The following is a 23,520-nucleotide window of genomic DNA, read 5'->3' on the forward strand; positions in this document are numbered from 1 at the left end:
TTTAACCACTTCTCGTGAAGCTTCTCACAGTTCCACAACAAAAAAGTTGTGCAAAAAACTCTCTAATACCTAAGCTAACTCGAGTTAGCAAAAATGAAAAATTCAGCCAACTGCGGCAGTGGTATCCAATATCCACTTCAGCTGCACGGCATAAAGTGAGATGAGGAACCTCGAATGAACAAAATCAGTTTACCGAAAATCGGTATTCGTCCGGTGATTGATGGGCGTCGCATGGGTGTACGTGAATCGCTCGAAGAACAAACCATGAACATGGCAAAAGCCACTGCCGCGCTTATCACAGAGAAACTTCGTCACGCCTGTGGCGCACAGATTGAATGTGTGATCGCAGACACCTGCATTGCCGGGATGGCTGAATCCGCCGCCTGTGAAGAAAAATTCAGCGGTCTGAACGTTGGTGTGACGATTACCGTTACCCCATGCTGGTGCTACGGTAGCGAAACTATCGACATGGATCCTATGCGTCCGAAAGCCATCTGGGGCTTCAACGGAACAGAACGTCCTGGCGCCGTTTACCTGGCGGCAGCTCTGGCTGCGCATAACCAAAAAGGTCTCCCCGCCTTCTCTATTTACGGCCATGATGTGCAGGATGCTGGTGACACCACTATCCCCACCGATGTAGAAGAAAAACTGCTGCGTTTCACGCGGGCGGGCTTAGCCGTTGCCAGCATGAAGGGCAAAAGTTATCTGTCCGTAGGGGGTGTTTCGATGGGGATCGCAGGATCTATCGTCGATCATAACTTCTTCGAATCCTGGCTGGGAATGAAGGTTCAGCCTGTTGATATGACCGAATTACGTCGTCGCATTGACAAAAAAATCTATGACGAAGCTGAACTGGAAATCGCACTGACGTGGGCGGACAAAAACTTCCGCTACGGCGAAGATCAGAATGCGCAGCAATACAAGCGTAACGAGGAACAAAGCCGTGCGGTACTGAAAGAGAGTCTGCTGATGGCAATGTGCATCCGAGACATGATGCAAGGGAATAAGAAACTGGCAGAAAAAGGCCTTGTAGAAGAATCTCTGGGCTACAACGCTATTGCTGCTGGTTTCCAGGGGCAGCGCCACTGGACGGATCAATATCCAAACGGCGACACCGCCGAAGCGTTGCTGAATAGCTCATTCGACTGGAATGGTTTACGCCAGCCGTATGTTGTCGCCACCGAAAACGACAGCCTGAACGGTGTGGCGATGCTGTTTGGTCACCAACTCACCGGAACGGCGCAAGTCTTTGCCGATGTGCGCACCTACTGGTCACCCGAGGCGGTAGAGCGCGTAACTGGTAAACCGCTGACCGGTCTTGCTGAACACGGCATCATCCATCTGATTAACTCTGGATCTGCGGCACTGGACGGCTCCTGCAAACAGCGCGACAGCGAAGGCAAGCCAACCATGAAACCGCACTGGGAGATCTCGCAGCAAGAAGCAGATGATTGTCTGGCGGCTACCGAATGGTGTCCGGCAATCCACGAATACTTCCGTGGCGGCGGCTACTCTTCGCGCTTCCTGACCGAAGGCGGCGTGCCGTTCACCATGACTCGCATCAATATCATCAAAGGTCTGGGTCCGGTACTGCAAATCGCTGAAGGCTGGAGCGTGGAGTTGCCGAAGGATGTGCACGCGCAGCTTGATGAGCGCACCAACTCCACATGGCCGACAACCTGGTTTGCACCGCGCTTAACCGGAAAAGGCCCATTCACCGATGTCTATTCAGTGATGGCTAACTGGGGCGCTAACCATGGCGTACTGACGATTGGGCATGTTGGCGCAGACTTTATTACGCTTGCCGCCATGCTGCGTATCCCGGTTTGTATGCACAACGTGGAAGAAGAGAAAATTTACCGTCCTTCAGCCTGGGCAGCCCACGGTATGGATAGCGAAGGCCAGGACTATCGTGCCTGCCAAAACTACGGGCCGCTGTATAAGCGTTAAGAGTTCCATCCCCATAACGACAGGGTTCTCATACCCTAAGTCATTCAAGCGCAGGACAAAAACGCATTAGCATTTTTGTCCTGCAGTTTGAGGTATGACGGGTATGCCAGGAGCGATTATGAAACAAGACGTTATTTTGGTCCTCGACTGTGGTGCGACAAACGTGCGAGCCATTGCCGTTGACCGTCAGGGACAAATTATCGCCCGCGCCTCCACCCCCAATGCCAGTGATATTGCCGCTGAAAACAGTGTCTGGCATCAGTGGTCCCTTGATGCCATTCTGCAGCGCTTTGCCGACTGTTGCCAGCGACTCGCAACTGAACTCGCCTCCTGCCAGATCCGCGGGATTACGGTCACTACGTTTGGTGTTGACGGCGCGCTGGTTGATGAGCATGGTGAGTTGCTTTATCCGGTGATCAGCTGGAAATGTCCGCGTACCGCCGCCGTCATGGCCAGTATCGATCGCCTGATATCACCACAGCAGTTGCAGGACATCTCCGGTGTCGGCGCTTTCAGCTTCAACACGCTGTACAAACTGGTGTGGCTCAAAGAGAACCACCCACGATTGCTGGAGCAGGCGCACGCCTGGCTTTTTATTTCATCGCTTATCAACCACCGCTTAACCGGCGAATTCACCACAGATATCACGATGGCGGGAACCAGCCAGATGCTGGAGATCCATCAGCGAGATTTCAGCCATGACATTCTGCAGGCAACTGGTATACCCCGCCGGCTTTTCCCACGCTTAGTCGAGGCAGGGGAACAGATCGGAACGCTGCAAAACGAAGCCGCAAAGCAGCTTGGGCTTCCGCCAGGTATTCCGGTTATTTCCGCCGGGCACGACACGCAGTTTGCGCTGTTTGGCGCAGGCGCGCAGCCGGATGAACCGGTGCTCTCTTCCGGCACATGGGAAATTCTGATGGTGCGCAGCGCACAAGTGAATACTCCCCTGCTCAGCCATTATTCAGGTTCCACCTGCGAGCTGGACAGTCAGAACGGACTGTACAACCCCGGTATGCAATGGTTGGCTTCCGGCGTGCTCGAGTGGGTGCGTAAACTGCTGTGGACGGCAGAAACGCCCTGGCAAACGCTGATAAGTGAGGCGCAAGCTATTCCAACAGGTGCTGAAGGCGTAAAGATGCAGTGCGATTTGCTCACCAACGCTAACGCAGGCTGGCAGGGTGTCACATTGAACAGCACTCGCGGACATTTTTACCGTGCAGCACTGGAGGGATTAACGGTACAGCTCCAGCAAAATCTACACACGCTGGAAACTATCAGCCACTTCAAGGCGACGGAGCTGCTGTTAGTTGGCGGAGGAAGTCGCAACGCGCTGTGGAATCAGATAAAAGCCAACGTACTCGGGATCCCCGTCAAGGTACTGGATGACGCCGAAACTACCGTCGCCGGAGCTGCAATGTTTGGCTGGTCAGGTATTGGTGAGTTTGCTACCCCGGAACAGGCCCGCGCACAGGTGCGCTACCGATATCGCTACTTCTATCCCCAAACCGAATCCGAACTCACAGGAGTCGAGTGAAATGCTTAAAACGATTTCCCCCTTAATTTCCCCTGACCTGCTGAAAGTGCTGGCGGAAATGGGACATGGCGATGAGATAATTTTCTCCGATGCCCACTTTCCGGCACACAGCATGGGACCACAGGTTATCCGTGCCGATGGTTTGCAGGTCAGCGATCTGTTGCAGGCCATTATTCCGTTGTTTGAGCTGGACAGCTACGCCCCACCGTTGGTGATGATGGCCGCCGTAGAAGGAGATTCTCTCGATCCGAACGTTGAAAGGCGTTACCGCGATGCGCTCTCTTTAACGACTTCCGGACCGGATATTACCCGTATCGATCGCTATGCATTCTATGAACGGGCGCAAAAAGCGTTTGCGATCGTCATTACCGGAGAGCAGGCAAAATACGGAAATATTCTTTTGAAAAAAGGGGTAACGCCGTAATCTCTGGTCAGAATGCCCGTCAGATACGGGCATTCATCAAATGATGAGGATCAGAACAGTGAAAGCGGCACGCCAGCAAGCAATAACAAACCTGCTAATTACCCATAAAAACCTGACAACCGAAGCCTTATCTTTACAACTTAACGTCAGCAAAGAGACTATTCGCCGCGATCTCAATGAACTACAAATGCAAGGGAAAGTGCTGCGCAACCACGGACGTGCCAGGATAATTCATCAGGAAAATCAGGACAGCGGCGAACCGTTTCATATTCGACGTAAAAGCCATTATGCGCATAAAGCGGATGTTGCCAGGGCCGCATTGGCATGGATAGAGGAAGGAATGGTAATCGCTTTAGATGCCAGTTCCACCTGCTGGTATCTGGCCCGCCAGTTACCGGACATCAACATACATGTGTTTACTAATAGCCAGCCAATTTGTCAGGAACTGGGCAAACGTGAACATATTCAGCTCATCTGCTCAGGTGGACGACTCGAGCGCAAAGATGGCTGCTACATTAATCCGTCGCTCATCTCGCAGTTGAAACCTCTCGACATCGATCTGTTTATTTTTTCCTGCGCGGGGATCGACAGTAACGGCACTCTCTGGGACTCGACGGCTACTAACGCTGAATTCAAATCCATTCTGCTCAAACGGGCATCACAGTCATTGTTGTTGATCGATAAAAGTAAGTTGCATCGTTCTGGCGAGGCCCGGATCGGGCATCTGGAGGAGGTGACGCATGTGATTTCGGATGAACAGCAAACTGACGGTGTTCTGCCACAGGCCTGATAAGCGCATGCGCCATCAGGCCTGCAGGGAGGTCTTTATCGCTCGTCGCGACGACCGCCGACAGCGGCCCACAGACGACGCACGTGCACGGTCACTTCTTCGCGGTCATGATACAGCTGACGTGCCTGAATCTGCGCATTGATGTTATGTTCATCCAACTGCGCCTGGATATAGGCCAGGTTTTGCGACACTTCTTCGTAGCGCTTTTTCATCGGCAACTTGAGATTGAAAATCGTCTCACGGCACCAGCCATTAACCAACCATTGCGCCATCAACGCGGCAACTTTCGCAGGCTTCTCCACCATATCGCAGACCATCCACGAGATGTTGTTGCGATTCGGACGGTATTTAAATCCGTCTTCACGCAACCAGGTCACCTGTCCGGTATCCATCAGGCTTTGCGCCATCGGACCGTTATCCACGGAGTAAACCCACATATTGCGTTTGACCAGCTGATAGGTCCAACCGCCAGGGCAAGCCCCTAAATCCACCGCATACATTCCATTTGCCAGACGCTCATCCCACTCATCGGCAGGAATAAAAACATGTAGCGCTTCTTCGAGCTTCAGTGTTGAACGGCTCGGGGCATCGGCCGGGAACTTCAAACGCGGGATGCCCATGTAAAACGGTGAATTATTGTCAGGCCAGGAATAACCGGTGTAACAACAACCTGGTGCGATAAAGAAAACATGGACTACCGGACGTTTTGGCGTTTCATATTTTGCCAGTACACCTGCTTCACGCAGCGCCGCACGCAGCGGCACGGTAAATTTGCGGCAAAACTTAACCAGCTCTTTGCTTTCATTAGTGTCTGCGACTTCGACGCGCAGATCACCACCTTTCTCTACAACGCCCTGCAACATACCGACAATCGGCGTAATGCGATCTTCCGGCGGCAAATATTGCAGCAATTCACCGACGACAAACATTTGACGGGCAAAAATCAGCGAACTGAACGGCAGCTCTTTGACCAAATTTTCAGCATCACCCTGCTGATAGCACTCATAAATGACGTAACCCGCATTGTCTTTCACGCGAGCAAAGCCAAACACTTCCCGACGAGTTGCTTTATCCGTAATTTCTGCGGCGCACTCTTTTTCAAAACCTGGGCGACACAACAATACAACCTTATTCATGGCTAACGCCCTTACGTTTCAATCGAATAGCACCAACTAACATCAGAACCCAACCTGCCAGGAAGCTGAAGCCACCAACAGGGGTAACAAACGCCCACAGGCGTAGATGAGACAGCGCGAGGCAATACAGGCTGCCGCTGAACAGCACCGTGCCTAATGCCATAAACACGCTACTCCAGTAAAACCAAATGCTAATACGTCGCTGCATAGCGACCGCGAGGCCAAAGATGGCCAGCGTATGGAACGCCTGATACTCAAGGCCCGTCTGGATCCACCCCATTTCAACGACGCCGAGGGTTTTACTCAGAACATGTGCCCCAAAGGCGCCCAGTGCCACAAAAATAAAGCCACTTACGGCGGCAAAAATCAGCATAAAACGGCTGGTCATGTTAATACCCTAAGTAAATTATTGTTCATAACGAAAGCGGAATTTTTCTTGTTCAGTGGCCGCTTTTGCCAGTATCCACTGACGGAAGGCGGCTATTTTACCCAGTTCTGCCTGACTGTCATGACAAACCAGATAAAATGCGTTCTTGCTGACCAGAACATCATTAAAGGGACAGACCAAACGCCCGGCTTCAATTTCAGACTGCGCCATAACGTTATTGGCCAGCGCCACTCCCTGTCCATGAATAGCAGCCTGAAGCACCATGGCACTATGGCTGAAGATAGGTCCCTGCTGTACGTTGATATGATTCAGGCCAAGCTGGCGCGTATAGGCTTGCCAGTCACGCCGCGAAGCATCGTGCAATAAAGTGTGTTTTGCCAAATCCTCTGGCGTCTTCAACGGTTTATCGCCAGTGAGCAACAGAGGCGAACAGACTGGCAATAAATATTCTGCGTACAATTTTTCCACACGCAGGCCAGGCCAGTTACCGCGCCCATAAAAAATAGCGACATCAACATCGTCAGCCAGTTTGTCTTCCTGGCGGTCTACCGCCTGGATCCTGACATCGATTCCCGGATAAGCTGAGTTAAAGCTAGAGAGTCTTGGCACCAGCCATTGAATTGCAAAACTGGGCAATAAACTCACGGTGAGCGCGCCTTTTGCACTGCGTGCCTGAAGTTTACGCGTCGCATCGGTTAATTGCGAAAAAATCTCTTTGATGTCGAGGAAATAGCTTTGACCTTCTTCCGTCAACAAGAGAGATCGATTGCGTCGACGAAACAGCTTAAGTCCCAAGAAATCCTCAAGTGACTTGATTTGATGACTTACTGCGGCCTGCGTCACAAAAAGCTCTTCGGCTGCGCGAGTAAAACTCAAATGACGCGCCGCAGCATCAAAAACACGTAACGCATTTAAGGGTGGTAATCGTTTTGACATGACTTTTTAGGCTTTGATGTTAAAAGAATTTAACAGTTACATAACAGCCTGTAACCTATTAGTTTTTTTAATCTGAGCCATTATAAATTGTCCGTTGAGGTTCTACCAGCAAATACCTATAGTGGCGGCACTTCCTGAAGCCGGAACGAAAAGTTTTATCGGAATGCGTGTTCTGGTGGGCTTTTGGCTTACGGTTGTGATGTTGTGTTGTTGTGTTTGCAATTGGTCTGCGATTCAGACCATGGTAGCAAAGCTACCCTTTTTCACTTCCTGTACATTTACCCTGTCTGTCCATAGTGATTAATGTAGCACCGCCAAATTGCGGTGCTTTTTTTTGTCCGAGTTTCTGTCGATGACGCCCGGCTATTTCTCCAGTTCCACCATCTCTTTCACATCGGTACGGTTAATCTGCTGTTTGTTGCCATTAGCGTCCTTGTAGGAAATCATTCCCGTCTCATTATCGGTCTTTGGCTTACCGTCAGACACGATCGACCGACCATCATTGGTGTGCATCACGTAATTCGAACCAGAACAGGCGCTCAGGGCAAAAGTCAGCATACATGCAGAGATAATTGCGGCAGTCTTTTTCATATTGTTCTCCTTAAAGCGATTTATGCTAAATAAAACGAATTCCATAACAGGCAAAAATACTCACCTAACACTATTTAGCATAAGCCACTGTTCTGACTTTACCAGGATATCCAGAGGATTCTGATAGTTAGCCTCCCCTTGTGTCTGCGCTCTTTTTGCGCCACGATCGGTTTATTGAACTGAGGAATACCATGAACGCTTTTAACCCCGCGCAGTTTCGCGCACAGTTTCCCGCGCTCAGCGATGCTGGCGTCTATCTCGATAGCGCCGCAACAGCGTTGAAACCACAGGCTGTGATTGATGCCACTCACCAGTTTTATAGCCTGAGCGCCGGTAATGTCCATCGCAGCCAATTTGCCGAAGCCCAACGGCTGACCGCCCGCTATGAAGCCGCACGGGAGAAGGCCGCCCGCCTGATCAATGCACCGGATGATAAATCCATCGTCTGGACCCGCGGTACGACAGAGGCTATCAACATGGTAGCCCAAAGCTACGCACGCCCGCGCTTACAAAGAGGCGATGAGATTATCGTCAGCGTGGCGGAACACCATGCCAACCTCGTTCCCTGGCTGATGGTGGCGGAACAAACGGGGGCAAAAGTCATCAGACTCCCTCTCAACGCCCATTTACTGCCGGACGTGGAACACTTACCAGAACTCATCACACCACGCAGCCGCATACTGGCGCTGGGGCAGATGTCAAACGTAACTGGCGGCTGTCCGGACCTGGTTCGCGCCATTTCGCTCGCCCACGCTGCGGGTATGGTGGTGATGGTTGATGGCGCCCAGGGCGTTGTACATTTCCCCGCAGACGTGCAGCAGTTGGATATTGATTTCTATGCTTTTTCTGGTCACAAGCTGTACGGGCCGACCGGGATCGGCGTTTTGTATGGTAAGCCAGAGTTGCTGGATGCCATGTCTCCCTGGCTCGGCGGCGGCAAGATGATTAATGAAGTCAGTTTTGCGGGGTTTACCACCCAGGCGGTTCCCTGGAAACTGGAGGCAGGTACGCCTAACGTTGCGGGTGTTATTGGCCTGAGCGCTGCGCTGGAATGGCTGGCGGATGTCGATATCGTGCAAGCGGAAAGCTGGAGCCGTGGTCTGGCTACACTGGCAGAAGAGGCACTGGCGAAGCGCCCGGGATTCCGTTCTTTCCGCTGCCAGGACTCCAGCCTGTTGGCCTTCGATTTTGCCGGTGTTCACCACAGCGACATGGTGACACTGCTGGCCGAATATGGCATCGCGCTTCGCGCAGGACAACACTGTGCGCAACCGCTGCTGGCAGAACTTGGTGTATCAGGGACGCTGCGCGCCTCATTTGCACCTTATAATAGCCAAAGTGATGTGGATGCGTTGGTGACGGCGATTGACCGCGCGCTGGAAATATTGGTGGATTAATGACAAACCCTCTGTTCGCCGAACATCCGTTTGGCACAACCGTGACCGAAGAGACTTTACGAGCTATCTTTGTCCCACTTACTCAGTGGGAAGATAAATATCGCCAGCTTATCCTGCTGGGGAAGCAACTACCGCCACTCCCGGAGCCATTAAAGGCCCAGGCAAAAGAGATCGCGGGATGCGAAAACCGCGTCTGGCTGGGGTATGCCGTACATGAGAATGGCACTATGCACTTTTTCGGCGACAGCGAAGGCCGTATCGTGCGCGGTTTGCTGGCAGTGCTGCTCACCGCGGTAGAAGGTAAAACCGCCGCCGAATTACTGACACGTTCGCCAATGGATTTTTTTGATGAATTAGGTTTACGCGCCCAGCTCAGCGCTTCGCGTAGCCAGGGACTGAATGCCCTTAACGCGGCGATTCTTGCAGCAGCGCAGCTGGTTGTATAGCTGTTTTGCCGGATAAGCGCTGGTGCCCCATCCGGCAAACAATCATTAAGCCTGACGCGCCGCCTTCGCCATCATCTTCTTCAACGCGTGTGACACCGCGACAAAGCCAAATGTCGCTGTCACCATCGTCGCAGCGCCAAAACCAGATGCACAATCCATACGCTTCGGCCCTTCTGCCGTCGCCTTCATCGCACACACTGAACCATCAGCCTGCGGATAGACCAGCGCCTCGGTCGAGAACACACAGTCCACACCCAGCTTGCCTTTGCTGTTTTTAACCACGCCAAAGTCACTTTTTAGCCGCTCACGTAGCTTCGCCGCCAACGGATCCTGAATAGTTTTGGCTAAATCAACGACCTGAATCTGCGTAGGGTCAATCTGCCCTCCGGCACCACCGGTGGTGACCAGCGGAATTTTATTGCGACGGCAGTACGCGATCAGCGCTGCCTTCGGGCGTACACTGTCGATAGCATCAATGACATACGAAAAGCCCGCGTTCATATACTCTGCAACGTTATCCGGCGTGACAAAGTCATCGACCACACTGACCCGACACTCGGGATTAATCTGCCGTATACGTTCGGCCATCACCTCAGCCTTCGCCTGGCCCACGTTATCACGCAGAGCATGGATCTGCCTGTTAGTATTGGTAACGCACACATCATCCATATCGATGAGCGTAATTGCGCCAATTCCGGTACGCGCCAGCGCTTCCGCCGCCCACGATCCCACGCCGCCAATCCCGACCACACACACGTGCGATCCGGCGAACAGGTGCAGCGCATTTTCGCCATACAGACGCGCTGTGCCGCCAAAACGCTGACGCCAGGCATCACTTATCACAACAGACATACGACCTCAGAACAGAAAATTCAAAGAGCGGTGATCGCCACTCACTATAGTGGCGACAACACCGTTCTTGCGCCGAATGGCGCTTCGCTTATCCAGCCTGCTCGAAAAATGGCAGGTCTGATAAGGCTATTAACCGCTAAATACGTTACCCGCTCCGGCGCCACTTTTCAGCACCCAGACACGACCGTAGTGATTATACCAGCCCGCACGATGCCCTGCGTCTGCACCAATACCCTGATAGATATCGAAGTGCTGGCCTTTGATCGCTCCACCGACATCTAATGCCACCATCAGACGCAGTTCATACTGACCGGTAAATTTCCCGTTATTGTCCAGCAGCGGCACTTCTGCCAGTAACGTCGTGCCCGCAGGAATAATACTACGGTCAGAAGCAACGGAGGCCCTGCCAATCAGCGGCACTGCGCTGGCCCCTTTTACCGGGGCAAAAGATTGTGGTTTAAAGAAGACGAACGACGGATTCTGTTCCAGCAGTTCACGCACTTCAGCTTCGCTGTGCGTTTCACCCCAGTGACGGATCGCCTGCATCGACATATCTTCTTTCTTCACTTCGCCACGATCGATCAGCACTTTACCAATACTGCGATAAGCATGGCCGTTTTTGCCGGCATAGCTAAAGAAGTTAAGCGGGCTGCCATCACCGAAGTCGATGTAGCCACTGCCCTGAACATCCATAATGAAGTTATCCATCAGGGAGTTGCTGTATGCCAGGATATAGTTGTCACTCAACGCACCTGCGTAGATTTCAGCGCGGGAAGGTAAACGCCCACGTTTTGGCGGCATACGATAGATAGGGTATTGAAATTCCCCCTGACGCGTGTGCCGCGCCTGGATTACCGGCGTGTAATAACCAGTGAACTGAACGTTGCCATAGTTATCAGCCCCTTCCATCTGCCAAGCATCAATACCAAACTGGCGCATATTGCGCGTATCGCCACCTGCACGTAGCCACTCCTGGATAGCGTTGTAGACATTGCTTTGGTTGCCATACAAACGCGGAGAGGCGTTGCGGATCTGATTTACCTGCTCGGCGAAATCACCGGCATTGATTGGCGCGCCAACCGCATCAGGTTGGTTCACCAGTGAGAAAGGCTGGGTAAATTTCCCGTCTTTATACTGCTGTCCACGATCGGTGGGTTTAGAGGAACACGCAGCGAGCATCGCGACTACGGCCCCCGCCAGAAGATATTTTGCCCAACGTCCTTTCATTATTCTCGTCTTAAGTTGCCTGAATGCGAGATGAAGATAACAAACCCCCGAACCTAATGAAATGCGAATGCATACCCCATCGCAAATTTTGCGCAAAAAATAAACCGAAATGCTTTGTTTTTGTTCATTTTCATCCTTAAACCGTGATCAAGGTGAAAAAAGGGTTGCATGAAAACGTTAGCAGAGTATAGTGCGCATCCACGGACGCGGGGTGGAGCAGCCTGGTAGCTCGTCGGGCTCATAACCCGAAGGTCGTCAGTTCAAATCTGGCCCCCGCAACCAATTAAAATCAGAAGCAGTAATATTTCTGTTAAGCAGTTCGAATCACACATGTGATTTGAAATACGCAGCAGAAAGACGGACGCGGGGTGGAGCAGCCTGGTAGCTCGTCGGGCTCATAACCCGAAGGTCGTCGGTTCAAATCCGGCCCCCGCAACCAATTAAAATCTGATGTGATATTTTTGCAAGGTAGTTCGAATCACAGCAAAGCCAACGCAGATGTGGTTTGAATACGAAGCAAAAGACGGACGCGGGGTGGAGCAGCCTGGTAGCTCGTCGGGCTCATAACCCGAAGGTCGTCGGTTCAAATCCGGCCCCCGCAACCAATACATTGAACACCCTGACGGGTGTTTTTTTGTTTCTGCGGTCCGTAAAAAAAGCGCTTCTCAGCGCTTTTTTATTATCCCCTTCTCGCCAGCGTTGCCCCATCGGCAAAATACGCTTTGATCCCAGCCAGAATCGACTCAGCAACTTCCTGCTGGAAGGTCGCGGTTTTGAGCTTTCGCTCCTCTTCAACGTTACTGATAAACGCCGTTTCCACGAGGATCGAGGGAATATCCGGCGCTTTCAACACCGCAAATCCTGCCTGCTCAACCTGATTCTTATGCAGATTATTAATCTTACCGAGCTTATTCAGTACCGCTTTACCAAACTTCAGACTGTCAGCAATCGTCAGCGATTGCACCATGTCGAACATGGTGTGGTCGACGTAGCGGTCACCACTCTTACTGACACCACCAATTAAATCCGAGGCGTTCTGGGTTTGCGCCAGATATTTTGCTGCGGTACTGGTCGCACCTTTAGTGGAAAGTGCAAACACCGACGAACCACTGGGCTGTCGACTGGTAAAAGCATCCGCATGAATGGAGACAAACAGGTCAGCGCGCTGCTTCTGGGCTTTCGCCACGCGGACTTTCAACGGAATGAAGATATCCTCATTACGCGTCATATAGACCTTCATATTGCCTTCTTTTTCGATCAGCGCGCGCAGGCGACGGGCTATCTGCAACACCACATCTTTTTCGCGCGTCTTGTATTTCCCCACGGCACCGGAATCTTCGCCACCATGGCCGGGATCGAGCATAATGACAATTGGACGGTCACGCCCCGCTTTACCGGGCTGCGGGCCACTTTGTGCAGGTGGCACCTGTTTATCGAGATCGCCCTTGTTGTAGTCTTCAAGTAACGCCAGCAGAGGATCCTGCACATCCTGGGCATTCGCGGGATAAAGATCCATCACCAGACGTTCTTTAAATCCTGCAACGGGTGCCAGGGCGAACAGCTGCGGCTTCACATCTTGTTTCAGCTCAAACACCATGCGCACGGTCTGTGGGTCAAACTGGCCTACTCTTGCTGACTTAATGTACGGATCGTCAGGGCGGATCTGCGTCCCGATTCCCTTGAGCACCGAGTTCAAATTAACGCCTTCAATATCCACAACCACACGCTCAGGATTACTCAGGGCAAACTGTTTGTATTTCAGCAGACGGTTGGATTCCACCGTGACGCGGGTATAACTGGAGGCAGGCCAGATGCGCACTGCAACGACCTGACTAACGGCGGCCAGACCGACCTGGCTGACGCTCAAAAGCCACATAGCACCCGCACCTTTCAGTAAACGGCGGCGACTGATTGCTGAATTGGATCCCGACATGCTTCTCCCGAGCAAAAGAAATCTTTATTTAGGTAATAGGTAAAACGTCCTAATTGACCGGAAACTTTAGCGAATGACGCATAATCTGTCATCTACAAAAGGGTAAACATTCTTTTTATATTCACGGCATTACTGAGAAAAATCTTCAGGAAGGGTAAAAATTACGCTTGCGCATGGAGCAAAAACAGAATAAAAATACACAAATTACGAATAATCATGCAATGAGGGTGTGCCGTGGTGAAGGAGCGTAGAACCGAACTGGTACAGGGATTCCGCCATTCTGTTCCCTATATCAATACCCATCGGGGAAAAACGTTTGTCATTATGCTGGGCGGCGAAGCCATCGAGCATGAAAACTTTTCCAGTATCGTCAATGACATTGGCCTCCTGCATAGCCTGGGCATCCGCCTCGTTGTGGTGTATGGCGCCCGGCCACAGATTGATGCCAATCTTGCTGCTCATCATCATGAGCCGGTGTACCACAAAAATACGCGCGTGACTGATGCCAAAACGCTGGAGCTGGTGAAGCAGGCTGCAGGGCTACTCCAGCTTGATATCACCGCCCGCCTGTCGATGAGCCTGAACAATACGCCATTGCAGGGCACGCACATCAATGTGGTCAGCGGTAACTTTATTATCTCCCAACCTCTTGGCGTCGATGACGGCGTAGATTACTGCCATAGCGGACGCATCCGTCGTATTGATGAAGAGGCGATTCACCGCCAGTTGGACAGTGGCGCCATTGTATTGATGGGCCCGGTAGCCGTTTCCGTCACCGGAGAGAGCTTTAATCTGACTTCAGAAGAGGTCGCCACCCAGTTGGCTATCAAGCTGAAAGCAGAAAAGATGATCGGTTTTTGCTCCTCCCAGGGAGTTATTAACGATGATGGCGATATTGTTTCCGAACTTTTCCCCAACGAAGCCCAGGCTCGCGTTGAGTCACAGGAAGAGAAAGGCGACTACAGCTCCGGCACCGTGCGCTTCCTGCGTGGTGCCGTAAAAGCCTGTCGCAGTGGCGTACGCCGCTGCCACCTGATTAGCTATCAGGAAGATGGCGCATTGTTACAGGAGCTGTTCTCACGCGATGGGATCGGGACGCAAATCGTGATGGAGAGCGCCGAACAGATCCGTCGCGCCACCATTAACGATATCGGCGGTATTCTGGAACTGATTCGCCCACTCGAGCAGCAAGGTATTCTGGTCCGTCGCTCACGTGAACAATTGGAAATGGAGATCGACAAATTCACTATTATTCAGCGTGATAACCTGACCATCGCCTGTGCCGCCCTGTACCCTTTCCCGGAAGAACGAATTGGCGAAATGGCGTGTGTAGCAGTACATCCGGACTATCGAAGTTCTTCACGCGGAGAAGTTTTGCTGGAAAGGATCGCCGTGCAGGCCAGACAAATGGGGCTTAGCAAACTGTTCGTGCTGACAACACGCAGTATTCACTGGTTTCAGGAGCGCGGCTTCACGCCCGTGGATATTGACCTGCTGCCAGAGAGTAAGAAACAGATGTACAACTATCAGCGGCGTTCAAAAGTGCTAATGGCAGATCTGGGGTAACCACAGTTGCCGGATAGCGTTAACGCTTATCCGGCCAACAAATCCTACTGTGCAATACCATCATTAAACAACGCCGACAGCCCACTGCGACGTTCAGTGCGAGTGGCAATGGCCCCACTCAATATCCGCTCATCGGCATACAGCGACAAGCGACGGCGCGCGCGGGTCACCGCCGTATAAACCAGCTCGCGGGTAACAACGGGCGAATGCTGGCTGGGTAAAATCAACGCCGCATGATCAAACTCGGATCCTTGTGATTTATGCACCGTCATCGCCCAGGTTGTTTCATGTTCCGGTAAACGGCTGGGCTGTACCGACTTGATATTGCCATCCGGCAACGCAAACCACACCCTTAAGCCCTGACCACGATCGAGCGCGATCCCGATATCACCGTTAAACAGACCCAGCGAACTGTCATTTCGCGCAATCATCACCGGTCGCCCCTCGTACCAACGGGTATGTGCGAGACGGGAAATCTTACGTTTTTGCACCATCACCTGTTCGATGCGCTCATTCAACCCACTCACGCCGAACGGACCTTCACGCAGTGCGCACAATAGCTGATATTCATTAAATGACTGAATAATAGCATCCGGCTCTGCACGCTCATGGAGCAACTCAAGGTAGTGCCCATAGCCCGCTAGCGCTTCATCAAGCATAGCTGCGTAATCTTCACTACTTTGCAGCGTGCGTTTTTCAATATCACTAAAACCTTGCTGGAAGACCGTTTTGATCGCGGCTTTATCACCCCGATTTATCGCAGAAGCCAGTTGGCCGATACCGGAATTACTGCCAAAACGGTAACTCTTTTGCAGCAGGCATAAGCTGTCACGTAATGATGCCGCCTGAGTTCCTGAACCCGCAGGAATGGTGCTACCGGTCAGGCGGCTCAGTTGTTTTGCGCGTTCCGCAGTAAATCCGGCATTCACAAAAGCACAGATATCCCCCAGCACAGCCCCCGCCTCAACGGAAGCAAGCTGGTCACGATCGCCAAGAAAAATCACCCGACCATGGGGAGGTAATGCATCAATAAGGCGCGACATCATAGGCAAATCAATCATCGAGGCTTCATCAACCACCAACACATCAAGATGGAGAGGATTGCCTGCATGATGGCGCAGTCGCTGGCTACCCGGCTGTGCGCCTAATAATCGGTGCAGCGTACTGGCGTCATCAGGAATACGTTTCTTTTGTTCATCGGTCAACGGCAACTCACGTAATGCAGCGCCCAGCGACGCAGTCAGTCGCGCCGCCGCTTTTCCCGTTGGAGCGGCCAGCCGGATACGACAGCGTTCACCATCCGCCATCTGAATCAACGCCGCCAACAGCCTGGCGACCGTTGTCGTTTTTCCCGTTCCCGGCCCACCAGAGATCACTGATATACGACGCGTCAGCGCTACAGCCGCTGCAACTTTCTGCCAGTTAATTCCTTCCGTATGCGGAAAAAGCGTCCCCAGCGTGTGGGTCAACCGCGATTCATCCACCTCGATTGCCTGGTTAACCTCACTAAAGAAGCGAGCCACCGTGCGTTCGTTATTCCACATTCGGTTCAGATACAGGCGATCGCCATACAGCACCAGCGGCGTCGGGCGCTCGCCGCGACTTACCGCATCAGAGGCAAGCAGACATTCAGCCCAGTCTTCAGGCTCCCCTTTTTCACTCATCCAGGAGGTAAGCAAAGGGTGGGCGTCTTCGCTTAAAGATAAACGCGAAAGCGGTAAACAGACGTGGCCTTCTCCCGCTTCGCGGCTAAGCAATGCCGCAGCCAGCGTGACGACCGGGTTGTCGTTTCCGGCAACCGCCAGCGCAAACTGGGCATCTAACGGCCGTAGCTGTTTCTGCTCCACAGCCTCCAGTAATCGCTTCTGGATTGTCATTGCATTTCCTCCAGTGCTGCGCCCGCAAACATCTCGTCCATCATCGCAATCAGCTCTCCGTCTGGTCGGGTCGCATAAATTCCCTGCTGAGGTTCCTCGCTATCAACACCGCGCAAAAAGAGATAGATAACGCCGCCAAAATGGCGTTCATAATCGTAGTCTGTAATGCGGTGACGTAAATAGCGGTGCAGCGCCAGAGTATAAAGTTGATATTGCAGGTCATAACGGTGTGCCTGCATTGCTGAGGCCATCGCCTGCTGGGTATAAGCGCTGCTGTCTTCTCCCAGCCAGTTAGATTTGTAGTCAAGCAGGTAATAACGCCCCTGGTGGCGGAACACGAGGTCAATAAAACCTTTCAGCATGCCGCGAACCTGCATGAAATCCAGCGGTGGACAGCCCGCCGAGAGAGGATCGTACTTGCGGATCAGCGCGTCCAGTTGGCTGGCTATCAGCGGCTGCGAAATGGGCAGATAAAACTCCATCTCCACCTGTTTTTCCCGTGCAGACAGAACGCTCAGACTCACGCCCGATTCGTTAAGCGGCGCACGCAAAATGGTCTCCAGCCAGTGGGTCAAAACCGGCGCCCAGTGTGCCTCATACCCACCCAACGCCAGTTTTTCCTGTACCCATTGCGTTTCAACCGGTTGGGTAAAATCCAGGTCCTCAAACAAGCTATGTAAAAATGTTCCCGGCGATGCACCTCGTGGAAACTGATGCGGTGTTAGCCCTGATTCCACAACCGCCTCACCCACGCCTGATGCATCAATGTCCAGCCGGGGGATCAGATCCTGCGCGATGCCATGTCCACGTTGTTGCAGGCCGGAATAGCTGGTCACACGCCAGCTGTCACCGGGAGCACGTTGCAGCGTTCTTGCACTCAATACCGAACTGGCGGGTTGCGAAACCAGCCAACGCTCACCGTCTGGCTCATTCGGCGTCAGGCAGGCAATATCTTCACTGCAAAGCGCTTCAATAGCAGCACGAAGCCCTGCGGCATCCTTCGGCTCGCCTTTTTGCAACAAGCGTCCCAGAGCACTCTGATGCACATCGGTATCACCTTTCTTATCACCCCGACGGCGCACCAGCGGCGCAACGCCGAGACTGCAATGCCATACCGAACGCGTCAGCGCAACATAAAGCAATCGCAGGTCTTCCGCCAGACGTTCAGCTTCTGCCAGCTCAATACTCTCATCCGCTTCGCTGAGATCCAGCACAGCTTCAAAAGAGCTACGATCATGGTAGAACGCCTGATCCTGAACGCGAAAATTAGTGATAAAAGGCAGCCAGACCAGTGGATATTCCAGCCCTTTCGATTTGTGGATGGTGACGATTTTAACCAGATGCTTATCGCTCTCCAGCCTCAACTGCTGACTGGAAGCATTGCTGTCAGGTTCCAGAATATGCTGGGAAAGCCAGCGCACCAGCGCATGCTCACTTTCCAGTTGCGATCCCGCTTCCTGCAACAGTTCACTGATATGCAAAATGTCGGTCAGACGGCGTTCGCCACCCGCCGTTGCCAGCAGGTTTTCTGCAATTTGACGCGCTGACATCAGCGCGCGCAGCATCGGCATGACGCCACGCTTATGCCAGAGCTGGCGATAACCGTCGAATTCCTCTACTACGGCATCCCAGGCATTCTCGTCATTGTTCAGCGCTTCAATATCCTGCGCATTAAGTCCCATCATGGACGTCGCCAGCGCGCTACGCAGTGTGTTTTCACGTTCCGGCGTCATCACCGCCTGCAGGATCCATAGCAGTTCCTGCGCCTCCAGCGTTTCAAATACACTGTCACGGTTGGAGAGATAGACCGACGGGATAGCCAGTTGCGTTAGCGCGTCGCGTACCAGCGCCGCCTCCTGGCGACTGCGGACCAACACGCTGATATCCGATGCGCGTACCGGGTTGGACGCTTTACCGCTGACCAGCAACGCCTCACCAGACTGCCCGGCTTGAAGCCAGTCACGAATTTGCGTTGCGCACACCTGGGCCATATAGTTCTGGTAATCGCCCACGCCACAGCTTTCTCCTTCCATTAGCCACATGCTCATCGCAGGTTGCTTTTCACCGTGAAGTACAAACCGCAGCGATTGATTCTTCTCTGCGGATTTCACCGGGCTAAAGGGGATTTCGCGGAACATGAAGGCGTCGTTCATCTGGCTGAAGAGCGTATTGACGCCATTGACCATCCCAGGCGCAGAACGCCAGTTGGTATCGAGCGTGTAATGTGCGCTAACTTCACTACGCGCTTTCATATAGGTGAAGATATCCGCACCGCGAAACGCATAAATAGCCTGTTTGGGATCGCCAATCAACAGCAGCGCGGTTTCCGGCTGATGCTGCCAGATACGACGGAAAATACGGTACTGCTGCGGGTCGGTGTCCTGGAATTCATCGATCATCGCCACCGGAAAACGGGTTCGAATGGCAGTAGCCAGCGCATCGCCGCTTTCACTACCCAGTGCCGCGTCCAGCCGACTGAGCATATCGTCAAAGCCTAACTCTCCGCGTCGACGTTTCTCCTGCGCAACCGCTTCGCGGATTTCCGCCAGCGCCCGGGTAATCACCAGATCGCGGATCGTCAGCGGTTCGCTAATCAGTTCATCAATGGCGACAAATAGCGGATGCCGGGGCGTTACGCCGCCCGCTTTGGTGCGATCTTCTAAAAAGCGTTGAGAGAATTTCTCCAGCGCATCAGGGAGCTGGTAGCTTTGTGTCTCTTCCTGCGCCCAGGCACTGATCTTTTCGATCCACTTACCCTGATTACCACGATTAAATTTACGCCTGTCGATTCCGGAATCTTCAAGCAGACCTTCCAGCTCATCGACCGAATCGCGCCATTGCTGCTTAATCTGGTTGATACGCGCCAGAATTTTTTCGTGTCGGGATGCCAGCGTTTCATCCGTTGGCGGCGGCGCTTTAATGACCGGGGCTTCACCCTGTAGGTAGCGGTCGATATCTCGTAGCAGCGCTTGTGGGCCTTTCCACGTTTCGAAGATCACCTGCGCAATATCGCGAGAGAGCGGGTAACAATGTCGACGCCAGAAGTCCGCGCAGGCCTGGTAACGCAGCAGCGATTCATCTTCTATCAGTTGCTGTTCAAACAGCATGCCTGACTCAAAGGCGTTCAGACTAAGCATACGCTGGCAGAAACCGTGAATGGTAAACACCGCCGCTTCATCCATCTGTCTTTCAGCCAATAACAGCCAATGCGCGGCCTGTTTTTTATCGGCAATTTCATCTAACAAGCGGGCATAGAGCGGATTGTCGGTAGTTTCACGCAGGCAGGCAATTCGCAGCTCATGAATGTTGCTACGAATACGACCGCGCAGCTCTTCAGTGGCGGCCTCGGTAAAGGTAACCACTAACAGCTCTTCGACGGTCAGAGGGCGAGGAAAGGCGGCGGAGCCGCCCAGTCCAAGCAGTAAACGTAAATAAAGGGCGGCGATGGTAAAGGTTTTACCGGTGCCCGCAGAGGCTTCAATCAGTCGCTCGCCCGTCAGGGGCAAGCGCAGTGGATCAAGGGACTCAGCGGCATCATTCATTCTTTTCACTCATCAGGGGTAAGGTTTGCTGCAACGCGCTGACGGTCGGCCACACTTTCCAGCCTTCCGGGTGCACATACTCTGCTTTCCCGTTCTGACTGCCGAAAACCTGTGACAGTATCGCCATGCCTTGCGGCTCAACCACCGCCTGATGGAAGAAATCGGCAAGCTTTTGCGGCGTCAGCAGTTTAATCTGAGCCACGATTTTATCACGTGAATCGAAGCGCATATTACCTCGATCGAAATCTTTGCTTAACTGCGAAGCTTCTGCCCCCAACGTTTGGGGCGCCTGCAGCATTTGCGCAATGATGGCCTGCTGAATTTGTACGAATTCATCAGCTTTCATTGCCCGCAGTTTCGCTTCCGCCGTCGGGAAAAACGCTTTATACCGTTCCCACAGGTAAGACGGTTGCTTATCGCTGCTTTGCAGCAGGAAGCCCATTCCCCACTGACGGCCAACGCTCATTGGGAAAGCAAATACGGCGTAGCCTAATTGCTCTTCAGTACGCAGTTGATTGTAGAACCACGGCTGAACAATTTGCCCTAACATCGCGCTGTAGGCCGAACTGGTGTACTCGTCATAACCGGTAGGCACAAATACCGCTGCCAGCGCGGAGTCCGTGCTGCTGCCCGCTTTTTCAAAAATGACGGACTGCTTTTTATCGACTACAACATCTTTGTTCCGGCACCATTCCGACCCGTTCGCACCAAGCTGTTTCTGAATATCACGTGCCATGGTTTTCGCCTGAGCTTCGCTCATGTTACCAATCACCAGAAATTCAGGACGCGCACCGGCTTTTAAGGTGTCACGGTAAGTCATCACTTCTTGCAAAGTAATGGATGGCAACAGTTTACGGCGTTCATCGCGTGAGAAGTACGGCACCTGAGAAAGCATCTGTACCGGCATAATTGCCTGATCATAGGCTTTGCCTTTCTCTGCAGAGTCCATCATCTGGGCGTACCAGGATTTCGCCTGCTCCAGCTGTTCGTCCGTAGCGGTGTAGCTGAAATAGCCTGTCAGCAGCGCCTGAAAAAGCTGCGGTAAACGTTGGGTATAGCCGTTTGCGTTAAGCATCAGACCATTGTTAGCATTCGTTGAGAAACCAATCCCCCCCACCGCAGCCTGATTGCTTAACTGGTCGAGCGCAATACCGGCCAGATAATCGTTCAGTGCGAATAACACCTGATTTTTGGCGCTATCCATCGCTTTCGGGTTGCGCAGAATCACGCTGACATCGGCCTTTGGCTCACTGGCAAAATACTGACTCGGCGCATATACCACGCGTAAATCAGGCTCATCAACGATCAAATCCGGATGGGCGTATTTTTTATCCGTCTTAATCAGCGTGAAATCACCAGGGATATAGGGGTTCAACTCCGGCAGAGAGAGCGCAATGCCCTGGGCTTTTTGCTGCCAGTCGGCGAAGGTTTTTTCGCTGATTTTATCCACCTGATAAGGGGCATCGACAAAATAAGCGGTTTTATTATGTGGCTCTTTCGGACTGATATACCAGATACGCGCATTTTGCGGTGTCATCATCGCCAGACGTTCCTGAACCGCCTTAGCATCATATTGATCGGCAATATTCACCGCATCCAGCGTATGTTCGACGGGAACGCGGATCATGGTATCAGCCAGCCATTCCACGTAGTCCATATCACGCGTGATAGAGGGATAACGGAAGTCGAGATCCAGTACGTGTGCCAGTTCGTCAAAATAGCGTTTATCAACGCCTTTTTCACGCAACAGATTGAGATAGCTAAAGATAGCAGCAACAACTTCATCGCGATTCGCCAACCCTTTGTCGGTTAACGTCGCCGAAATAGCCAGCACACCGCTGTTACCATTGACAACCGGATCGGAGTCAGCACGAATGCCTTCAACCAGCCCCTGCTTTTGCAGCCAGTCGGACAACGTCCCCGGACTGCGGTTACCAATCAAATAGGTAACGAGTTCGTCGGTTTTGCTACGAAACTGTGCGCTGTTGTTATCGATACGAAACTCTACGCGCAGCACTTTACGCGGCATTGCAGGGACATAGTGGATGACGACGCCCTTTTGCGCGTCAGTCACGACCGGTACGGTAATTTCCGGTTTTTCGACATTTTTATTCGGTACTCGCCCGAAGGTATCAGCCGCGATCCGCGCCAGCTCTGGCAGGGGTTTATTACTGTAAATCACCGCTTTCATCAGGTTCGCGGAGTAGTACTTTTCATGGAATGTCTGCAAGGCTTGCAGTACCGGGTTACCCGGTTTGTCGCTTAATGTCTGCAGATTTCCGCCGGAGAAGCGCGAACCAGGGTGTGCCGGGTTTATTGTTTCTGCGCTCACCTGTGCCATACGCATACCGTCCCGGGTACGCGCCAGCGTCAGCTCAGAATTAACGGCATTTCGCTCGCGATCGGCATATTTTTTATCGAGCAGCGGCGAGGCAATAGCGTCAGCCAGACGATCGACGGCACCCGCCAGCGCATCGTTTTCAACTTCGAGATAGAAAGCCGTGCGATAGGGCGCAGTGCTGGCGTTGTGGCTGCCACCGTGCATTTTGAGGAATTCAGCTAAGCTGTCCGGCTGTGGGTATTTTTTAGATCCCATCAGGCACATATGTTCAAGGTAATGCGCCAACCCCTGGTGATCGTCGGGATCTTCCAGAGACCCCACCGGGACCACCAGTGCAGAGAGAGACTTAACGGCCTGAGGGTCGGATACCAGCAACACGACCATGCCGTTATCAAGGCGCACGGCCTGATACTGGCGAGTGTCTTTATCGCTTTTACGGATGGTTTCAGCTAAAGGCTGCCAACCAGTATCTGCCTGACTTACGGGTACCCAAAGGGCAACGAACAACAGTAATGCGCTGAACCAGGTGCTGCGGGGCATTCACAAACCTCATCATTAACGTATTCACCTGTTCACTACAAACCACG

At 52.6% G+C, this 23,520-nt stretch carries 17 protein-coding genes and 3 tRNA genes; 10 read left to right on the forward strand and 10 right to left on the reverse strand.

Annotated features, from left to right (window positions below; genetic code table 11):
- Positions 1 to 174: 174 nt before the first annotated feature.
- The 4 genes from fucI (at position 175) to fucR (ending at position 4,701) form a co-directional block, all read left to right on the forward strand.
- Positions 175 to 1,950: an L-fucose isomerase gene (gene fucI / locus OH663_RS01200; RefSeq protein ID WP_045446939.1), complete on the forward strand. Its 1,776-nt coding sequence runs from the start codon at positions 175 to 177 to the stop codon at positions 1,948 to 1,950.
- Between the two features lie 118 nt (positions 1,951 to 2,068).
- The gene (gene fucK / locus OH663_RS01205; protein ID WP_045446941.1) at positions 2,069 to 3,487 is read left to right on the forward strand and encodes an L-fuculokinase; all 1,419 of its coding nucleotides are present in this window, start codon (positions 2,069 to 2,071) and stop codon (positions 3,485 to 3,487) included.
- A gap of 1 nt (position 3,488) precedes the next feature.
- Complete coding sequence (gene fucU, locus OH663_RS01210) at positions 3,489 to 3,911, forward strand: L-fucose mutarotase (RefSeq protein WP_045446943.1); 423 nt, start codon at positions 3,489 to 3,491, stop codon at positions 3,909 to 3,911.
- Between the two features lie 58 nt (positions 3,912 to 3,969).
- Positions 3,970 to 4,701, forward strand: a complete 732-nt coding sequence (fucR, locus tag OH663_RS01215) for an L-fucose operon activator (protein ID WP_200010102.1) — start codon at positions 3,970 to 3,972, stop codon at positions 4,699 to 4,701.
- 35 nt (positions 4,702 to 4,736) lie between these two features.
- On the opposite strand, the gene rlmM is transcribed toward fucR, so the two are convergent.
- The 4 genes from rlmM to OH663_RS01235 form a co-directional block, all read right to left on the reverse strand.
- On the reverse strand, positions 4,737 to 5,837 hold the full coding sequence (gene rlmM / locus OH663_RS01220; protein WP_200009920.1) for a 23S rRNA (cytidine(2498)-2'-O)-methyltransferase RlmM: 1,101 nt from the start codon (positions 5,835 to 5,837) through the stop codon (positions 4,737 to 4,739).
- Positions 5,830 to 6,225 (reverse strand): DUF423 domain-containing protein, encoded by a 396-nt coding sequence (locus OH663_RS01225; RefSeq protein ID WP_045446951.1) that lies wholly within the window; start codon positions 6,223 to 6,225, stop codon positions 5,830 to 5,832. Before OH663_RS01225 ends, rlmM begins: the two co-directional genes overlap by 8 nt.
- Before the next feature lie 18 nt (positions 6,226 to 6,243).
- The gene (gcvA, locus tag OH663_RS01230; protein WP_005130970.1) at positions 6,244 to 7,161 is read right to left on the reverse strand and encodes a glycine cleavage system transcriptional regulator GcvA; all 918 of its coding nucleotides are present in this window, start codon (positions 7,159 to 7,161) and stop codon (positions 6,244 to 6,246) included.
- Positions 7,162 to 7,524: 363 nt separating this feature from the next.
- Positions 7,525 to 7,752 (reverse strand): YgdI/YgdR family lipoprotein, encoded by a 228-nt coding sequence (locus OH663_RS01235; protein WP_045446955.1) that lies wholly within the window; start codon positions 7,750 to 7,752, stop codon positions 7,525 to 7,527.
- A 191-nt stretch (positions 7,753 to 7,943) separates the two neighbouring features.
- Between OH663_RS01235 and csdA the strand changes: the two genes are divergently transcribed.
- Positions 7,944 to 9,149 (forward strand): cysteine desulfurase CsdA, encoded by a 1,206-nt coding sequence (gene csdA / locus OH663_RS01240; RefSeq protein ID WP_200009921.1) that lies wholly within the window; start codon positions 7,944 to 7,946, stop codon positions 9,147 to 9,149.
- Positions 9,149 to 9,595: a cysteine desulfurase sulfur acceptor subunit CsdE gene (gene csdE, locus OH663_RS01245; RefSeq protein ID WP_045446961.1), complete on the forward strand. Its 447-nt coding sequence runs from the start codon at positions 9,149 to 9,151 to the stop codon at positions 9,593 to 9,595. The genes csdA and csdE overlap by 1 nt, the downstream gene beginning before the upstream one ends.
- Before the next feature lie 45 nt (positions 9,596 to 9,640).
- Here the strand turns inward: csdE and tcdA are convergent, their stop codons facing one another.
- Both tcdA and mltA read right to left on the reverse strand, forming a co-directional pair.
- Positions 9,641 to 10,447 carry a tRNA cyclic N6-threonylcarbamoyladenosine(37) synthase TcdA gene (tcdA, locus tag OH663_RS01250; RefSeq protein ID WP_200009922.1) on the reverse strand — a complete coding sequence of 269 codons (807 nt, stop codon included), beginning with the start codon at positions 10,445 to 10,447 and terminating at the stop codon, positions 9,641 to 9,643.
- 129 nt (positions 10,448 to 10,576) lie between these two features.
- On the reverse strand, positions 10,577 to 11,674 hold the full coding sequence (gene mltA / locus OH663_RS01255) for a murein transglycosylase A (protein ID WP_048220641.1): 1,098 nt from the start codon (positions 11,672 to 11,674) through the stop codon (positions 10,577 to 10,579).
- A gap of 205 nt (positions 11,675 to 11,879) precedes the next feature.
- Between mltA and OH663_RS01260 the strand changes: the two genes are divergently transcribed.
- The 3 genes from OH663_RS01260 to OH663_RS01270 all read left to right on the forward strand — a co-directional run bounded on the left by OH663_RS01260 (position 11,880) and on the right by OH663_RS01270 (position 12,279).
- A tRNA-Met gene (locus OH663_RS01260) sits at positions 11,880 to 11,956 on the forward strand.
- Between the two features lie 80 nt (positions 11,957 to 12,036).
- Positions 12,037 to 12,113, forward strand: a tRNA-Met gene (locus tag OH663_RS01265).
- An 89-nt stretch (positions 12,114 to 12,202) separates the two neighbouring features.
- A tRNA-Met gene (locus OH663_RS01270) sits at positions 12,203 to 12,279 on the forward strand.
- Positions 12,280 to 12,353: 74 nt separating this feature from the next.
- Here OH663_RS01270 and amiC read toward each other — a convergent pair.
- The gene (gene amiC, locus OH663_RS01275) at positions 12,354 to 13,607 is read right to left on the reverse strand and encodes an N-acetylmuramoyl-L-alanine amidase AmiC (protein WP_045446970.1); all 1,254 of its coding nucleotides are present in this window, start codon (positions 13,605 to 13,607) and stop codon (positions 12,354 to 12,356) included.
- 234 nt (positions 13,608 to 13,841) lie between these two features.
- On the opposite strand from amiC, the gene argA reads away from it, so the two are divergent.
- A complete protein-coding gene (gene argA / locus OH663_RS01280) occupies positions 13,842 to 15,173 on the forward strand; it encodes an amino-acid N-acetyltransferase (protein ID WP_263525673.1) in 1,332 nt (443 codons plus the stop codon).
- A gap of 44 nt (positions 15,174 to 15,217) precedes the next feature.
- Here argA and recD read toward each other — a convergent pair whose 3' ends face one another.
- From recD to ptrA, 3 genes are read right to left on the reverse strand one after another with little or no spacing between them, the layout of a single operon-like run.
- On the reverse strand, positions 15,218 to 17,050 hold the full coding sequence (recD, locus tag OH663_RS01285; RefSeq protein WP_200009923.1) for an exodeoxyribonuclease V subunit alpha: 1,833 nt from the start codon (positions 17,048 to 17,050) through the stop codon (positions 15,218 to 15,220).
- Positions 17,047 to 20,592, reverse strand: coding sequence for an exodeoxyribonuclease V subunit beta (gene recB, locus OH663_RS01290; protein ID WP_200009924.1), 3,546 nt, complete (start codon positions 20,590 to 20,592; stop codon positions 17,047 to 17,049). The genes recD and recB overlap by 4 nt, the downstream gene beginning before the upstream one ends.
- Positions 20,585 to 23,473 carry a pitrilysin gene (ptrA, locus tag OH663_RS01295; RefSeq protein ID WP_200009925.1) on the reverse strand — a complete coding sequence of 963 codons (2,889 nt, stop codon included), beginning with the start codon at positions 23,471 to 23,473 and terminating at the stop codon, positions 20,585 to 20,587. The genes recB and ptrA overlap by 8 nt, the downstream gene beginning before the upstream one ends.
- Positions 23,474 to 23,520 lie beyond the last annotated feature (47 nt).

Source organism: Citrobacter sp. Marseille-Q5395, assembly GCF_947057495.1.
GTDB lineage: Bacteria > Pseudomonadota > Gammaproteobacteria > Enterobacterales > Enterobacteriaceae > Citrobacter > Citrobacter murliniae.

Coding starts and splice junctions, on each gene's coding strand:
- OH663_RS01225 (WP_045446951.1), bottom strand. CDS start 6,225: ATGACCAGCCGTTTTATGCTGATTTTTGCCGCCGTAAGTGGCTTTATT.
- tcdA (WP_200009922.1), bottom strand. CDS start 10,447: ATGTCTGTTGTGATAAGTGATGCCTGGCGTCAGCGTTTTGGCGGCACA.
- recD (WP_200009923.1), bottom strand. CDS start 17,050: ATGACAATCCAGAAGCGATTACTGGAGGCTGTGGAGCAGAAACAGCTA.
- ptrA (WP_200009925.1), bottom strand. CDS start 23,473: ATGCCCCGCAGCACCTGGTTCAGCGCATTACTGTTGTTCGTTGCCCTT.
- fucI (WP_045446939.1), top strand. CDS start 175: ATGAACAAAATCAGTTTACCGAAAATCGGTATTCGTCCGGTGATTGAT.
- csdE (WP_045446961.1), top strand. CDS start 9,149: ATGACAAACCCTCTGTTCGCCGAACATCCGTTTGGCACAACCGTGACC.
- recB (WP_200009924.1), bottom strand. CDS start 20,592: ATGAATGATGCCGCTGAGTCCCTTGATCCACTGCGCTTGCCCCTGACG.
- amiC (WP_045446970.1), bottom strand. CDS start 13,607: ATGTCGGGATCCAATTCAGCAATCAGTCGCCGCCGTTTACTGAAAGGT.
- fucK (WP_045446941.1), top strand. CDS start 2,069: ATGAAACAAGACGTTATTTTGGTCCTCGACTGTGGTGCGACAAACGTG.
- rlmM (WP_200009920.1), bottom strand. CDS start 5,837: ATGAATAAGGTTGTATTGTTGTGTCGCCCAGGTTTTGAAAAAGAGTGC.
- csdA (WP_200009921.1), top strand. CDS start 7,944: ATGAACGCTTTTAACCCCGCGCAGTTTCGCGCACAGTTTCCCGCGCTC.
- gcvA (WP_005130970.1), bottom strand. CDS start 7,161: ATGTCAAAACGATTACCACCCTTAAATGCGTTACGTGTTTTTGATGCT.
- OH663_RS01235 (WP_045446955.1), bottom strand. CDS start 7,752: ATGAAAAAGACTGCCGCAATTATCTCTGCATGTATGCTGACTTTTGCC.
- mltA (WP_048220641.1), bottom strand. CDS start 11,674: ATGAAAGGACGTTGGGCAAAATATCTTCTGGCGGGGGCCGTAGTCGCG.
- fucU (WP_045446943.1), top strand. CDS start 3,489: ATGCTTAAAACGATTTCCCCCTTAATTTCCCCTGACCTGCTGAAAGTG.